Below are 13,507 nucleotides of genomic sequence, written 5' to 3' on the forward strand. Positions count from 1 at the left end.
GCTCCTAATGCAGCCGCGCCTTGGCACGTGCCCGGGTCAATCCTTCCGCAAAAGACACCGCCGTGTCCAGACCCCTGCCGCTGCCTAATGCGACAACCGCAGGGCGGCTCCGCGAAAGCAGTGCACGCGCGGCGTCCCGGGTCGATTCGATGCTGACGGCGTCGATCCGGCCCACCAGCTCCTCCACCGTCTGCGGCCGGCCGTAGGCCAGCACATGGCGGGCGAGCTGTTCGGCGCGGGACGAGCAGCTTTCCAGCGCCATCAGGAGGCCCGCCTTCATCTGCGCCTTGGCCCGCGCGATCTCGGCCTCGGTCAGCGTCTCCACCGAATCGTTCATGATGTCGACCACGACCTCCATCATCTCCGGCGCGTCGGCGGGATCGGTGCCGGTGTAGAGGCCGAAGAAGCCGGTGTCGCTATAGGGCGCGTGGAAACTGTAGATCGAGTAGCAGAGGCCGCGCTTCTCGCGGACCTCCTGGAACAGCCGCGACGACATCCCGCCGCCGAGGATGTTGGTGAAGACCTGGAGCGAGAACAGCGACAGATCGCTCTGCGGAACGCCTTCCAGCGCCAGCGTCAGATGCGCCTGCTCGAGCTCGCGATGCACCACCTTGGCGCCGCCGTTGCCGAACATCGCGGATTGCGGCTTGGGACCCGGCGAGCCTTCAAAGCTCGCAAAGCGCTTCTCGACCTCGGCGACCACCTGCTTGTGATCGACGGCGCCGGCCGCGGCCACCACCATGTCGGGCCCGCGGTAATGCGTCGAGAGGTAGCCGCGCAGCATGTCGCGGTTGAAGGCGCGCAAGGTCTTGGCGGTGCCGAGCAGCGAGCGGCCCATCGGCTGGTCGGGATAGCAGAGCTCGTTGAGGTGCTCGAACACGACGTCGTCGGGCGTGTCCTGCGCGGCACCGATCTCCTGCACGATGACGTTCTTCTCGCGCTCCAGCTCGTCCGGCTCGAAGGCCGGATTGGCCAGGATGTCGGCGAGCACGTCGAGTGCAAGCGGCACGTCGGCCTTCAGCACCCGCGCATAATAGGACGTGGTCTCGGTCGAGGTGCCGGCATTGAGGTCGCCGCCGACCGCCTCGATCTCCTCGACGATCTCGCGCGAGGTGCGCTTGGTCGTGCCCTTGAACGCCATGTGCTCGAGCAGATGCGAGATGCCGTGCTCGTTCGGCTTCTCGTCGCGTCCGCCGACCCCGGCCCAGACGCCGAGCGCGGCGGTCTCGAGATGGGGCATTTTGTCGGTGACGACGGTCAGGCCGGACGCAAGCTTGGAGATCTCGACGCTCATCCGGCAACTCCCTGTTTCGCGGCGCGGCTGACCGACAGCACGAACCGCTCGACCTCGCCCTGCTCGTTCTTCATCACCTTCATGTGTTCGGATTTGGTCATGAGACCGTCGAGCCAGGCCGGCAGTTGCGGCCGCTGGCCGCAGGCCGCCTCGACCGCATCGGGGAATTTGGCCGGATGGGCCGTCGAGAGCACGATGCTGGGGACCGTCGTGTCGGTGGTGTCGCGGTCGGCGACCGCGAGCGCGACCGCGGTGTGGGGATCGACCAGTTCACCCGCCTCGCGCCAGGCGGCGCGGATCGCAGCCGCGGTCTCGGTCTCGTCGGCGCGACCTGCGTCGAACTCCTCGCGGATCGCGGCCAGCGTCGCGTCGGGCAGCACGAACCGCCCGGACTGCTTCAGCGACTCCATCAAGCGGCGCACGCCGGCGGCGTCTCGCCGGCCGGCTTCGAACATCAGCCGCTCGAAATTCGAGGAGATCTGGATGTCCATCGACGGCGACGCGGTCGCGTGCACCTCGCGCACCTCGTAGATCCCGGTCTTGAGCGTACGCGCCAGGATGTCGTTGACGTTGGCGGCGATGCGCAGGGTGCGGATCGGAAGACCCATGCGCTTGGCGACATAGCCTGCAAAGATGTCGCCGAAATTGCCGGTCGGCACGACGAAATCCACCGCGCGCGCCGGCGCACCGACGGCAACGGCCGAGGTGAAGTAGTAGACGACCTGCGCGACGATGCGTGCCCAGTTGATGGAATTGACGCCGGACAGCGAGGTCGCATCGCGGAAGCGATGGTTGTTGAACATCGCCTTCACGAGCGCCTGGCAGTCGTCGAAATTGCCTTCGATGGCGAGCGCATGGACGTTGGCCGCACCCGCCGAGGTCATCATCCGGCGCTGCACCTCGGAGATGCGGCCGTGCGGAAACAGCACGACGAGATCGACATTCTCGAGGCCCGCAAACGCCTCGACAGCGGCGCCGCCGGTGTCACCGGAGGTCGCGACCACGATGGTGGTGCGCTGGCCGCGCTTGGCGAGCACGTGGTCCATCAGCCGCGAGATCAGCTGCATCGCCACGTCTTTGAAGGCGAGCGTCGGACCGTGAAACAGCTCCAGCACGAACTGGTGCGGCGACATCTGGCGAAGCGGCACCACCGCCGGATGACGGAAGGTGGCATAGGCCTCGTTGGCCATGCGGCCGAGCTCGGCGTCCGAAATCTCGCCGCCCGCGAAGGGGCGGATCACATCGACCGCGACCTCCCAATAGGGGCGGCCGAAGAAGCCGGCGATGGTGTCGGCCGAGAGCTGCGGCCAGGTGGCCGGCACATAAAGGCCGCCGTCGCGGGCAAGCCCGGTCAGCATCACGTCGCAGAAGCCGAGTTCGGGGGCCTCGCCCCGGGTCGAGATATAACGAGTCAAACTGCCCTCCAAAGGCCGGCCAAGCCTGAGCTCATCCGTAAGCCTTTGATTTTACGAAATTACTTGTTAACAGCCAGAGGCTTTGGGCCACCATAAAGTGTTTTGCGGCATCGGGAAACCGCTTCCCGTCTGCACCTGCCTCCAACGAAAAAGGGCTGCGGTGATGCCGCAGCCCCTCTCTTGGAAGGTCTGTCATTGATTTGTGCAGACCAGTTTGTCTTGTGCGGGTCACGGCCCCGCGAAAACAGTTCGCGCCAGCTTTCATCGCCTGTCACGACATCGTCAAGGGCGAAAACGACGGGCGCAAGAAAATGTTCCTACTTTTCCCGACGTACTATCGTCCACCACTGCGCGTAGCGGCGGTTCGCCAGCCCCGCTATTGCTGCTTTTTCCCGAATCGAGGACTGGTTCCGGAACGAATATCACCTCCGTCCATTGTGCCCGAGGATGGTGTCGGCGGTGTCCATGCATTGCCCGGCTGGCGCCGGTACCGATCCGCCCCGCCGAACCGGATGCATCCTGGACAGCCGGTTCGGCGACCGGGCGGTACCGCGACCTCAGTTCATCCCGATTTCCACCGCGATCCGGATCAGGTCGGAATGGTTCTTGGCGCCGAGCTTCTGCTTGAGCAGGGATGTAGTGTTGGCGACCGTCTTGTAGGAGATGCCGAGCGCCTCGGCGACCTCGACGATCTTGTCGCCGCGTCCGAGCAGGCGGAGAATTTCAAGCTCCCGCGGCGTCATCTGCGAGGCCGGATTGGCCTTGATCGCGGCGCCGGAGAAGGTCACGGCCTCCGCGAGCTGCGGCGAGATGAAGTTGTCGCCCGCAATCACCTTGCGCACCGCCTTGAGCAGAATCCGGGGATCGTCGCCCTTGGAGACGTAGCCCTGCGCCCCCAGCTCGACCGCCCGCACCACGAAAGCCGGATCATCGTTCATGCTGAACATGATGATCTTGGCCTCGGGATCGTCCTTGCGGATCCGCCGCATGAGCTCGAAGCCGGAGACGTCGGGCAGGCTGATGTCGATGACGGTGACGTCGGGCCGCTTGCTGATATAGGCGCGGTGCCCGGATTTGGCATCGATCGCCTCGTCGATCCGGATCGAGTGGTCCGACGCGAAAAGGGTGCGACAACCGGACAGCACCACAGGATGGTCGTCGACGATCAGAACCTTGGTCGCCGGCTTGGCAGTATCTTGCATCGCGCGCTCTCTTGTTTTTCGACTCATAGACCGGCGGGAACAAATGGAAAGAGAAAATCCCGCCAATGCGCGTTAGAATTGACCTAATGTGGCAACGACTCTCCTTCCGGACGCAACTGTTTCTTCCGCTCGGCCTGAGCTTCCTCGCCGCGCTGGCCATGGGCGGCGTGCTGCTCCAGATCTTCGCGGCCGGTCAGCTGGCCGACGAGCATGAACCGGGACGACGCTTGACCAGGACGGTCGCCGGGGCGCTCAACAATACCCTGAGCGCCTCGAGCGCCCCGCAGAAGACGCTCGAGGCTTTTGTCCATTCCTTGGGCACATCCCCGGATATTCAATTCCGTTCAACGGAAACGGGTTCAGCGCCTCCTCCGAAGGAGAGCCTGCGTGGGCAGCATGGCGTGCCGCAATGGTTCGTGGACCTGATCGCCATCCCGGACATGGACGCAGCGTCTCCGGTCATCATCGACGGCAAGCGCGTCGGCGATCTCGTCTTCCTGCCCGATCTGTCGGCCGACCTGTTCGAGAAATGGATCGGCTTTCTGGCGCTGACGAGCCTCATCGCCGTACTGATGATGTTGACCGGAACGATCGCCTATCTCTTCGCGGGATCGGCGCTGCGCCCCCTGCAAAATCTCGGCGCAGGCCTCACCCGCATCCGGCGCGGCGATTATGCGACGCCGATCCCGATAGCCGGGCCGCCAGAGATCCGGCAGAGCTGCGAGGAAGCCAACGCACTGGCGGCAACGCTCGCACAATTGAGCCAGGACAATCGCGACCTGCTGCACCGCCTGGTGTCGCTCCAGGACGACGAGCGGCGCGACCTCGCCCGCGAGCTGCACGACGAGCTCGGGCCATTGCTGTTCAGCATTCGCGCCGGCACGACCGCGCTGATCGAAACCGCGCCGCCGGCGGGAAATCTCGGCAATGCGACCCGGGAGGTGATGCGCTCGGTCGAGGCGCTCCAGCAGACTAACCGGCGCATTCTCGACCGGCTGCGGCCGCTCTACATCGAGGAATTGGGACTGGAGCGCAGCGTGCAGACGCTGCTCCAGAACTTTCGCAGGCAGGCGCCTCAAATCGCCCTGACGGCCACGCTCGCCCCTGATCTCGACGACATCGCCGGACCGCTGGCGCAGACCGTCTATCGGTTGATCCAGGAGGCGTTGACCAATGTGTTGCGCCACGCCGGAGCAAGCCATGCCCATGTGCAGGCGACCATTGCCGGCAGCGCGCTCACCATCGAGATCGCTGATGACGGCGGCGGCTTTCCCGCCGACAACGTCTTCGGCCGGGGTCTGACCGGGATGCACGAGCGCGTGCGCGCGCTCAGCGGATCGCTGTCACTGCTTCGCGCGGACGAGCGAACCTATGTGCGATGTCGTCTGCCGGTCGAGACGAGGCGCGATGCGCCGACCTGAACTAGCACGCGCAACCGGCGTGCGGCTCCTGCAGTGCCGGTTCGCACAGCGTGCTGTGGATCTTGCCTTCGGGGCTGAAGCGAAACGAGGCGTGGATGCGCAGCGAGCCGGCGACGGAATATTCGAGATCGATGCCAAATGGCCCGGGATTGATCTCTTCCAGGCCGAAACCCGCCGAGGAATAGGCGCTGAGCCGCGGGCCCCAATAGGTTTCGAGCTCGCGTCGTCCACGATAACGTCGCGTACCGTTACAGCTGCATTCGACTTGAGCGTCGTCCGCATACAGGTCGAGCAGCATGGCGAGGTCGCCCTTCCGGCAGGCGTCCACCCAGTCGACGATAACACCCATCTGATCGAAATCGCTCACGCCAAAGTCCTGTCTGCCGCGAAAATTCGCATGCGGCTTAGGATCACACTCGTGAATGTGCGCTGAATAATAAACCCCGGGCGATACCGGGTTCCCTCCGGGAACCTACGGAAAGTTCAGGCCAGGCGGCGTCCCCGCACCCAGACGCCGAATGCAATCAGCACCGCGCCTGCGAGTGCGAACCATGTGATGGCGTATTGCAGATGGTCGTCCTTCAGATGCACGTCGAGCGGGCCCGGACGCGGGATGTTGTTCTCGGGAGCGGGCCGCTCCAGATCGATGTAGAACGGCGCAACAGCGCCCCAGCCGAGCGCACCGGCAATGGCGAGATGATCGCGCACGAACCAGAGCCGCTTGTCGCGGTTCTCCGCCGGCGTCATCCAGCCCGGCGGTTCGGGAAAGCGCAGATAGCCGGTGAGCGCGACGGTCTGCCCGGTCACGAGCTTCTTCACCGCGCGATCCTCGACGCTGCGATCCTGCATCGTGTTCTCGACGAAGCCCGCATCGATCACGACCATCTCGCCGGTCGGGAGCCGCGCCGGCAGGAAGGCCCAGGTGCCGGGCCCTGAGGCGTCCCTGCGCACGGCCGAGCCGGACGAATAGACCATCGCATCGGGCGAAGCCGCGTAGGTCGCGGTGAAGCTGACGCGGCGGAATTCGTCGTGCGCGGGATTGAGCGCGGCCCATTGCGCCGGCGGCGGCAGCGGGATCGGCGCCTCGGCAAGCCGCTCGGTGAGCGCGGCGACCAGCTCGTGCTTGGCGGTCCGCCGCTGCAACTGCCAGACGCCGAGCGCGACGAAAGACGCGGTCAGGAACAGCGTGAACAGCGCGAAGCCGGCCACGCGAGGCTTGCGCGCAGTCTCGTTCATTTCGCGCGGTCGACCAGCCGGCCCGGCGCCGCCTTGTGGTGGAATTGCAGGGAGATCAACAGCGACTTCATGGCACGCAGCGGCAGCAGCGTGGTGGCGAGGATCAACGGCAGCCACAGCACCGCATGCAGCCAGTACGGCGGCTGATACTTGACTTCGACGACGAGCGCGCAGCCGACCACGATCGCTCCGGCCAGCATGATGATGAAGATCGCAGGCCCATCGCCGGTGTCGATGAAGGCATAGTCGAGGCCGCAACGGTCGCAAGCAGGCGCGAGCGTCAGGAAGCCGGCATAGAGCTTACCCTGGCCGCAGCGCGGGCATTTGCAGGCCAGTCCCCGCATGGCGCTTTGCAGGACGGTCGTCTCGGGCTCGGACTTGCCGGCGGTGTCGTTCATGATGACGCACTCTATCACAGTTTTCGCCGAAACTTTCCAAAAGCGAAAGGGCGGCCCTGCGGCCGCCCCTTCTGATGGATCCGGGACCGCTCAGTGCGCGCCGTGAGCCATGGTCTCGGCACCGTGTCCCCACACATAGATGCAGAGGAACAGGAACAGCCAGACCACGTCGACGAAGTGCCAGTACCAGGCGGCGAACTCGAAACCGAGATGCTGCTTCGACGTGAAGTGGCCTGCATAAGCGCGGAACAGGCAGACCAGCAGGAAGATGGTGCCGACCAGCACGTGGAAACCGTGGAAGCCGGTCGCCATGAAGAAGGTCGCGCCATAGACGTTGCCGGCGAAGGAGAACGCCGCGTGGCTATACTCATAGGCCTGCACGCAGGTGAAGAGCGCGCCCAGCACGACCGTGAGGATCAGGCCGTATTTGAGGCCCTGGCGATCGTTCTCGAGCAGCGCGTGGTGCGCCCAGGTCACCGTGGTGCCTGAGGTGAGCAGGATCAGCGTGTTCAGGAGCGGCAGGTGCCAGGGATCGAAGGTCTCGATGCCGTGCGGCGGCCATGTGCCGGGCACCGCGCAGGCGCCGGCAGCGGTGCCGAGGCCGCAGCCGAACACGGCATCGCGCGTGGCGTGGACAGCGTCGGCCGGGAACAGCGCCGCGTTGAAATAGGCCCAGAACCAGGCGACGAAGAACATCACCTCGGAGGCGATGAACAAGATCATGCCGTAGCGGTGATGGAGCTGCACGACGCGGGTGTGGTCACCCTTGTACTGGGCTTCCTTGATCACATCGCCCCACCAGCTCGCCATGGTGTAGAGCACGCCCACCGTGCCGACGCCGAACACGATCGGAGCAGCCGAGAACATGTGATGCATCCAGGAGATCGCACCGACCGCCATGATGAAGGCCGAGAGCGAGCCTACGGCCGGCCAGGGAGAGGGATCGACCAGGTGATAGTCGTGATGCTTGCCTTGCACTGTGGCCATTGCCGTCTCTCTCCTCAATCCCGTGCCTGTCTGGCACTTATCCCCTTGTTCCAACCCCGGAGCGTCAATCCCGCGATCAGAGATTTCCCTTGCGCTTGTCGTCTTCACTGGCCGCCAGCGGCTTCACCACCGGATCCTTCACCGGATAGAACGTGTAGGACAGCGTGATCGTGTTCAGCCCGTCGTTCTCGTGATCCTCGGCGATCGACGGGTCGACATAGAACACGACCGGCATCTCGCGCTTCTCGCCGGGCGCCATAGTCTGCTCGGTGAAGCAGAAGCAGTTGATCTTCTGGAAGTAGGAGCCGACCGTCAGCGGCGCGACATTGTAGGCGGCCTGGCCGGCCGTGGTCCGCGCGGCCTGATTGGTCACGGTGTAGAAGACGGTCACGACCTGACCGATATTGACCTCGATCTCGCTCTGCTCCGGCACGAACTTCCAGGGCAGGCCGGGCGCGACGTTGGAGTCGAAGCGCACCGCGATCTTCCGCGCGATCGGCCCGGTGGCCGGCGCAGAGGTCGCGACCTGGGTCGTGCCGTTGAAGCCGGTGGCGCGGCAGAACCAGTTGTAGAACGGCACCGCCGCGTAGGAGGCGCCGACCATCAGCGCGACCACGCCGCCGCAGAGCGAGGCGACCAGCACGTCGCGGCCGATACCCTTGCCGATACCCTTGGAGCGGCCTTTGGTGACCGCCCGGCTCTGATCCCGCGATATGGTGGGCTCTTGATCCATATTCCCTACATCGGCCGGATTAGAACCGCCGGCCCCTTGACCATGGTGACGGCGAAGAACAGCACCACGAGCACGCCGAGCGCCCAAGCGATGGCGATGGAGCGCTGACGACGGCTCTTCTTCTGCGCCTCGGTGAGGACGATTCCATCTGGCTCGGGTTTGTCGGCCATCCCTGCGATCATGCGCCCCCTACCATCGGCGCAAGCGCCCGGAACACGACTTCGGCCAGCAGGGTCGCGAACAGCGCGAACAGATACAGGATCGAGAAGGCGAACAGCTTTCGCGTCGCGCGCAGCGACTGGCTGCGCTCGCGGCGGACATAGACGTTGATCGCGAGCACCAGCATGCCGGCGCCCAGGATCAGCGAGACCACACCGTAGATGGCGTCGAAATAGCCGAGCGCCCAGGGCGCGGCGGCCACCGCGATCAGCACGATGGTGTAGAGCAGGATCTGAAGGCGCGTCGCATCGGGGCCGGCGACGTTGGGCAGCATCGGAATGCCCGCGCGGGCGTAGTCGTCGGAGCGGAACAGCGCGAGCGCCCAGAAGTGCGGCGGGGTCCAGAAGAAGATGATGGCGAACAGCAGCAGCGGCTCGACGTCGACCGTGCCTGTCACCGCGGCCCAGGCCACCACCGGCGGCAGGGCGCCAGCGGCGCCGCCGATCACGATGTTCTGCGCGGTCCAGCGCTTCAGGCCCATCGTGTAGATCACGACGTAGAAGAAGATGGTGAAGGCGAGCAGCGCGCCCGCGATCCAGTTGACGAGGATGCCGAGCGTCATCACCGAGAAGAAGGAAAGCGTCAGCCCGAACGCCATCGCCTCGGGACGGGTGATGCGGCCGCGCGGGATCGGCCGGTTCGCCGTGCGCGACATCTTGGCGTCGATGTCGCCTTCCAGCGCCATGTTGAGCGCGCCGGAGGCGCCGGCGCCGACGGCAATGCAGAGCAGCGAGGTGATCGCCAGCACCCAGTGGAAATGCCCGGGCGCCATCGCCAGCCCGACCAGCGCGGTGAAGATCACCAGCGACATCACCCGTGGCTTCAGCAGCGCGAGATAGTCGCCGACCTCCGCCTCGGAGATGCGGGGATTGATGTCGATGGCATTCTGGTCGAGGACGGACACTAATTTGACTCGCTTCTTGATAGAGCCGCGGCGCCCGTCACGGGCGCCGCGGGAGATCGATTACTGGACGCGGGGCAGCACTTCGAACTGGTGGAAGGGCGGCGGCGAAGGCAGCGTCCACTCCAGCGTGGTCGCGCCCGCGCCCCACGGATTGTTGCCAGCCGGCACCTTTTTCGCGAAGGCGTCGATCACGCAATAGAGGAAGATCAGGACGCCGAAGCCCGAGATGTAGGAGCCGACCGACGACACCAGGTTCCAGCCGGCGAAGGCGTCGGGATAGTCGACGTAGCGGCGCGGCATGCCCGACAGGCCGAGGAAATGCTGCGGGAAGAACACCAGGTTGACGCCGATGAAGGTGACCCAGAAGTGCAGCTTGGCGAGCCCTTCATTGTACATGTAGCCCGTCATCTTCGGGAACCAGTAGTACCAGCCGGCGAAGATTCCGAACACCGCACCGAGCGACAGCACATAGTGGAAGTGGGCGACGACGTAGTAGGTTTCCTGCAGCACGCGGTCGACGCCGGCATTCGCCAGAACGACGCCGGTGACGCCACCGATCGTGAACAGGAAGATGAAGCCCACCGCCCAGATCATCGGGGCGCGGAATTCGATCGAGCCGCCCCACATCGTGGCGATCCACGAGAAGATCTTCACGCCGGTCGGAACCGCGATGACCATCGTCGCCGCGACGAAATAGGCCTGCGTCGCCGAGGACATGCCGACCGTGTACATGTGATGCGCCCACACCACGAAGCCGATGCCGCCGATCGCGACCATGGCGTAGGCCATGCCGAGATAGCCGAACACGGGCTTGCGCGAGAAGGTCGAGACGATCTGGCTGACCATGCCGAAGGCGGGCAGGATCAGGATGTAGACCTCGGGGTGACCGAAGAACCAGAACAGATGCTGGAACAGCACGGGGTCGCCGCCGCCTTCGGGGTTGAAGAAGGTGGTGCCGAAGTTGCGGTCGGTGAGCAGCATCGTGATCGCGCCGGCAAGCACCGGCAGCGACAACAGCAGCAGGAACACCGTCACCAGGATCGACCACACGAACAGCGGCATCTTGTGCAGGGTCATGCCCGGCGCGCGCATGTTGAAGATGGTGGTGATGAAGTTGATGGCGCCGAGGATCGATGAGGCACCCGCCAGATGGATCGACAGGATCGCGAAATCGACGGCCGGCCCCGGATGACCCGAGGTCGACAGCGGCGCGTACATGGTCCAGCCGGCGCCGACGCCGTTGGCACCCGGCTCGCCCTCGACGAAGGTCGACATCAGCAGCAGGGCGAAGGAGGCCGGCAGCAGCCAGAACGAGATGTTGTTCATGCGCGGGAACGCCATGTCCGGCGCGCCGATCATCAGCGGCACGAACCAGTTGCCGAAGCCGCCGATCATCGCGGGCATCACCATGAAGAAGATCATGATCAGGCCGTGAGAGGTCACGAACACATTGTAGGTGTGCGTCTCGTGGAAGATCTGCACGCCCGGATACATCAGCTCGGCACGGATCGCGATCGACATCGCGGCGCCGATGACGCCGGCGATGACCGCGAAGATCAGGTACATCGTGCCGATGTCCTTGTGGTTGGTCGAATAGACATAGCGGCGCCATCCGGTCGGATGGGCATGCTCGTCATGTCCGTGGTCTTGCGCGTGATCGCCGTGTGCCGCTGCGCTCGTTGCCATTTTCAAATCCTGCCTTGCGTCCCATGCGGACCTTAGACGGTCCCGCCCTTTATATCGCTTTCAGTCCCCTCGATCCGTCACCCGGCGCTTACTGCGTCGGGCCGGACGCGGAGGCGTAGGTGCTGGTGCCGCCGCTGGCATATTTCTTCTTCGCCGTCTCGACCCAGGAGGCGAAATCCTTGTCCTCCACGACACGGATCGCGATCGGCATGAAGGCGTGGTCCTTGCCGCAGAGCTCCGAGCACTGGCCGTAGAACATGCCGACCTTGGTGGCCTTGAACCAGGTCTCGTTCAGCCGCCCCGGAATGGCGTCGATCTTGACGCCAAAAGCCGGCAGCGCGAAGGCGTGGATGACGTCCGCGCCGGTGACCTGGACCCGAATCACCTTGTTGACCGGCACCACCATCTCATTATCGACGCCGAGCAGGCGGGGCTGCTTGTCCTGGGCCATCAGCGAGTCGAACTCGAACTTGCCGTTATCCGGATAGGCATAGGACCAGTACCACTGTTTGCCGGTCGCCTTGATGGTCAAATCCGCCTTCGGCACATCGAGCTCGAGGAACAAGAGGCGGAACGACGGCACTGAGATACCGACCAGGATCAGCACCGGGACGAGCGTCCAGGCCACCTCGATCAGCGTGTTGTGCGTGGTCCGCGACGGCACCGGATTGGCCTTCGCGTTGAACTTCAGGACCACGATCACCAGCAACGCCAGAACGAACAGCGTAATCACGGTGATCAGCACGAACAGGAAATTGTGGAACCAGACGATATTGTCCATCACCGGAGAGCCAGACTGCTGAAGCGTCCACTCCCACGGCGCCGGCTGCCCGAGTTCGGCGAACGCCGCCCCGCCCGTGGCCAATGTCAGACCCGCTACGGCCAATCCCAGCAAATGCCGGCCTACCCGGCCTATCGACATCCTCATGCCGTTCGCGCTCCCCTTACGAAATCACCCCAAGTGCGCTCCCCTATTTCCGGGAAACGCTTATTCGATCCGCCCCTCTGACAAACCGCCACGCAAGAATACCTCTAAGAGGAATTGGGCCAGATCGCTAGAACGCCGAAATCAAGCTTCTCAAACCATAATTCTTGATCTATCGCAATGCAGTCTTGAGCATCGTCTGTCAGCCATCACCCGCAAGATATTTCCTAGTAACATCAGACAAAAATACCGTTTCCCGGGATGCTGCCGCTTGACAGCGGAATTGCCCGCGGTAGGCACTGGCGAACAGCCGCGCAGGAACCTGATTCGTGCGGGCGATGGCGATGCGAGGCGGCGCGGAATTTGCTTGTGAATCGCCTTCAAGACGCCGTCATTCCCGTATCAGTCCGCCAGGCGCGAGCGACCCAGGCGAGCAGAGGGACCGACCCGATGGGGTTTTCGAGAGGCATGGCAAGGCGGGCTAAGAGGCAGGCTGGCGGCCTCGCGAAGCTGGCCGCCCTGCTGGCGGCGGTCGTCGTCATGGCGCTTCCGGGCCTCGCCCATGCGCAGGGCGCGGTGCGCTCCGTCCATGGCGACTGGCAGATTCGCTGCGACACCCCTCCGGGCGCCCAGGCCGAGCAATGCGCCCTGATCCAGAGCGTGGTGGCCGAAGACCGCTCCAATGCCGGCCTGACCGTGATCGTGCTCAAGACCGCCGACCAGAAGAGCCGCCTGATGCGCGTGGTCGCCCCGCTCGGCGTCCTCCTGCCCTCCGGCCTCGGCCTGAAGCTCGACAACCAGGACGTCGGCCGCGCCGGCTTCGTCCGCTGCCTGCCCAATGGCTGCGTCGCCGAGGTCGTCATGGACGACAAGCTGCTCGGCCAGCTCCGCACCGCCAAGACCGCCACCTTCATCATCTTCGAGACGCCGGAAGAGGGAATTGGCTTCCCGCTCAGCCTGAATGGGCTGGGCGAGGGGTATGACAAGCTGCCGTAGGGCCGTGAGACCGGCCGCGATCCTATTGTTTCCGTAATGTGAGCCCTCGCGCCCTCGCGGATTCAGCCCGAAACCATTATCTTGCCCCACA

14 protein-coding genes are annotated in these 13,507 nt (G+C 64.6%); 2 read left to right on the forward strand and 12 right to left on the reverse strand.

Annotation, left to right across the window (positions count from 1 at the left end; translation table 11 throughout):
• Nucleotides 1-4: 4 nt before the first annotated feature.
• From WHZ77_RS30805 to WHZ77_RS30815, 3 genes are all read right to left on the reverse strand, one after another.
• Nucleotides 5-1,294, reverse strand: a complete 1,290-nt coding sequence (locus WHZ77_RS30805; protein WP_375311371.1) for a M16 family metallopeptidase — start codon at nt 1,292-1,294, stop codon at nt 5-7.
• Nucleotides 1,291-2,709 (reverse strand): threonine synthase, encoded by a 1,419-nt coding sequence (gene thrC, locus WHZ77_RS30810; protein ID WP_375311372.1) that lies wholly within the window; start codon nt 2,707-2,709, stop codon nt 1,291-1,293. The genes WHZ77_RS30805 and thrC overlap by 4 nt, the downstream gene beginning before the upstream one ends.
• Nucleotides 2,710-3,266: 557 nt before the next feature.
• A complete protein-coding gene (locus WHZ77_RS30815; RefSeq protein ID WP_014439428.1) occupies nt 3,267-3,911 on the reverse strand; it encodes a response regulator transcription factor in 645 nt (214 codons plus the stop codon).
• A gap of 86 nt (nt 3,912-3,997) precedes the next feature.
• Here WHZ77_RS30815 and WHZ77_RS30820 point away from each other — a divergent pair, with 86 nt between their 5' ends.
• The gene (locus tag WHZ77_RS30820; protein WP_375311373.1) at nt 3,998-5,332 is read left to right on the forward strand and encodes a histidine kinase; all 1,335 of its coding nucleotides are present in this window, start codon (nt 3,998-4,000) and stop codon (nt 5,330-5,332) included.
• A 1-nt stretch (nt 5,333) separates the two neighbouring features.
• On the opposite strand, the gene WHZ77_RS30825 is transcribed toward WHZ77_RS30820, so the two are convergent.
• The 9 genes from WHZ77_RS30825 to coxB form a co-directional block, all read right to left on the reverse strand.
• The gene (locus tag WHZ77_RS30825; protein WP_375311374.1) at nt 5,334-5,699 is read right to left on the reverse strand and encodes a nuclear transport factor 2 family protein; all 366 of its coding nucleotides are present in this window, start codon (nt 5,697-5,699) and stop codon (nt 5,334-5,336) included.
• 116 nt (nt 5,700-5,815) lie between these two features.
• Entirely contained in the window at nt 5,816-6,568 is a 753-nt protein-coding gene (locus tag WHZ77_RS30830) for an SURF1 family protein (protein WP_375311375.1), read from the reverse strand.
• Nucleotides 6,565-6,966, reverse strand: a complete 402-nt coding sequence (locus tag WHZ77_RS30835) for a DUF983 domain-containing protein (RefSeq protein WP_375311376.1) — start codon at nt 6,964-6,966, stop codon at nt 6,565-6,567. Before WHZ77_RS30835 ends, WHZ77_RS30830 begins: the two co-directional genes overlap by 4 nt.
• Before the next feature lie 90 nt (nt 6,967-7,056).
• Nucleotides 7,057-7,953 carry a cytochrome c oxidase subunit 3 gene (locus tag WHZ77_RS30840; protein ID WP_375311377.1) on the reverse strand — a complete coding sequence of 299 codons (897 nt, stop codon included), beginning with the start codon at nt 7,951-7,953 and terminating at the stop codon, nt 7,057-7,059.
• Nucleotides 7,954-8,029: 76 nt separating this feature from the next.
• Nucleotides 8,030-8,686, reverse strand: a complete 657-nt coding sequence (locus tag WHZ77_RS30845) for a cytochrome c oxidase assembly protein (protein WP_375311378.1) — start codon at nt 8,684-8,686, stop codon at nt 8,030-8,032.
• A gap of 5 nt (nt 8,687-8,691) precedes the next feature.
• Nucleotides 8,692-8,868, reverse strand: a complete 177-nt coding sequence (locus WHZ77_RS30850) for a CoxF protein (protein WP_375311379.1) — start codon at nt 8,866-8,868, stop codon at nt 8,692-8,694.
• Nucleotides 8,865-9,809: a heme o synthase gene (locus tag WHZ77_RS30855; RefSeq protein WP_375311380.1), complete on the reverse strand. Its 945-nt coding sequence runs from the start codon at nt 9,807-9,809 to the stop codon at nt 8,865-8,867. Before WHZ77_RS30855 ends, WHZ77_RS30850 begins: the two co-directional genes overlap by 4 nt.
• 60 nt (nt 9,810-9,869) lie before the next feature.
• Nucleotides 9,870-11,495, reverse strand: a complete 1,626-nt coding sequence (gene ctaD / locus WHZ77_RS30860) for a cytochrome c oxidase subunit I (RefSeq protein WP_339028829.1) — start codon at nt 11,493-11,495, stop codon at nt 9,870-9,872.
• Between the two features lie 88 nt (nt 11,496-11,583).
• Complete coding sequence (gene coxB / locus WHZ77_RS30865; protein WP_375311381.1) at nt 11,584-12,423, reverse strand: cytochrome c oxidase subunit II; 840 nt, start codon at nt 12,421-12,423, stop codon at nt 11,584-11,586.
• Nucleotides 12,424-12,870: 447 nt separating this feature from the next.
• Here coxB and WHZ77_RS30870 point away from each other — a divergent pair, with 447 nt between their 5' ends.
• Nucleotides 12,871-13,416 carry an invasion associated locus B family protein gene (locus tag WHZ77_RS30870; RefSeq protein WP_014439417.1) on the forward strand — a complete coding sequence of 182 codons (546 nt, stop codon included), beginning with the start codon at nt 12,871-12,873 and terminating at the stop codon, nt 13,414-13,416.
• The last annotated feature ends 91 nt before the right edge of the window (nt 13,417-13,507 follow it).

This window comes from Bradyrhizobium sp. A5, assembly GCF_042076515.1.
GTDB lineage: Bacteria > Pseudomonadota > Alphaproteobacteria > Rhizobiales > Xanthobacteraceae > Bradyrhizobium > Bradyrhizobium cosmicum.

Excerpts from the sequence above, each read along its gene's own strand:
- WHZ77_RS30805 (WP_375311371.1), bottom strand. The coding sequence starts at position 1,294 with ATGAGCGTCGAGATCTCCAAGCTTGCGTCCGGCCTGACCGTCGTCACC.
- WHZ77_RS30815 (WP_014439428.1), bottom strand. The coding sequence starts at position 3,911 with ATGCAAGATACTGCCAAGCCGGCGACCAAGGTTCTGATCGTCGACGAC.
- WHZ77_RS30820 (WP_375311373.1), top strand. The coding sequence starts at position 3,998 with ATGTGGCAACGACTCTCCTTCCGGACGCAACTGTTTCTTCCGCTCGGC.
- WHZ77_RS30830 (WP_375311375.1), bottom strand. The coding sequence starts at position 6,568 with ATGAACGAGACTGCGCGCAAGCCTCGCGTGGCCGGCTTCGCGCTGTTC.
- WHZ77_RS30835 (WP_375311376.1), bottom strand. The coding sequence starts at position 6,966 with ATGAACGACACCGCCGGCAAGTCCGAGCCCGAGACGACCGTCCTGCAA.
- WHZ77_RS30840 (WP_375311377.1), bottom strand. The coding sequence starts at position 7,953 with ATGGCCACAGTGCAAGGCAAGCATCACGACTATCACCTGGTCGATCCC.
- WHZ77_RS30845 (WP_375311378.1), bottom strand. The coding sequence starts at position 8,686 with ATGGATCAAGAGCCCACCATATCGCGGGATCAGAGCCGGGCGGTCACC.
- WHZ77_RS30850 (WP_375311379.1), bottom strand. The coding sequence starts at position 8,868 with ATGATCGCAGGGATGGCCGACAAACCCGAGCCAGATGGAATCGTCCTC.
- ctaD (WP_339028829.1), bottom strand. The coding sequence starts at position 11,495 with ATGGCAACGAGCGCAGCGGCACACGGCGATCACGCGCAAGACCACGGA.
- coxB (WP_375311381.1), bottom strand. The coding sequence starts at position 12,423 with ATGAGGATGTCGATAGGCCGGGTAGGCCGGCATTTGCTGGGATTGGCC.
- WHZ77_RS30870 (WP_014439417.1), top strand. The coding sequence starts at position 12,871 with ATGGGGTTTTCGAGAGGCATGGCAAGGCGGGCTAAGAGGCAGGCTGGC.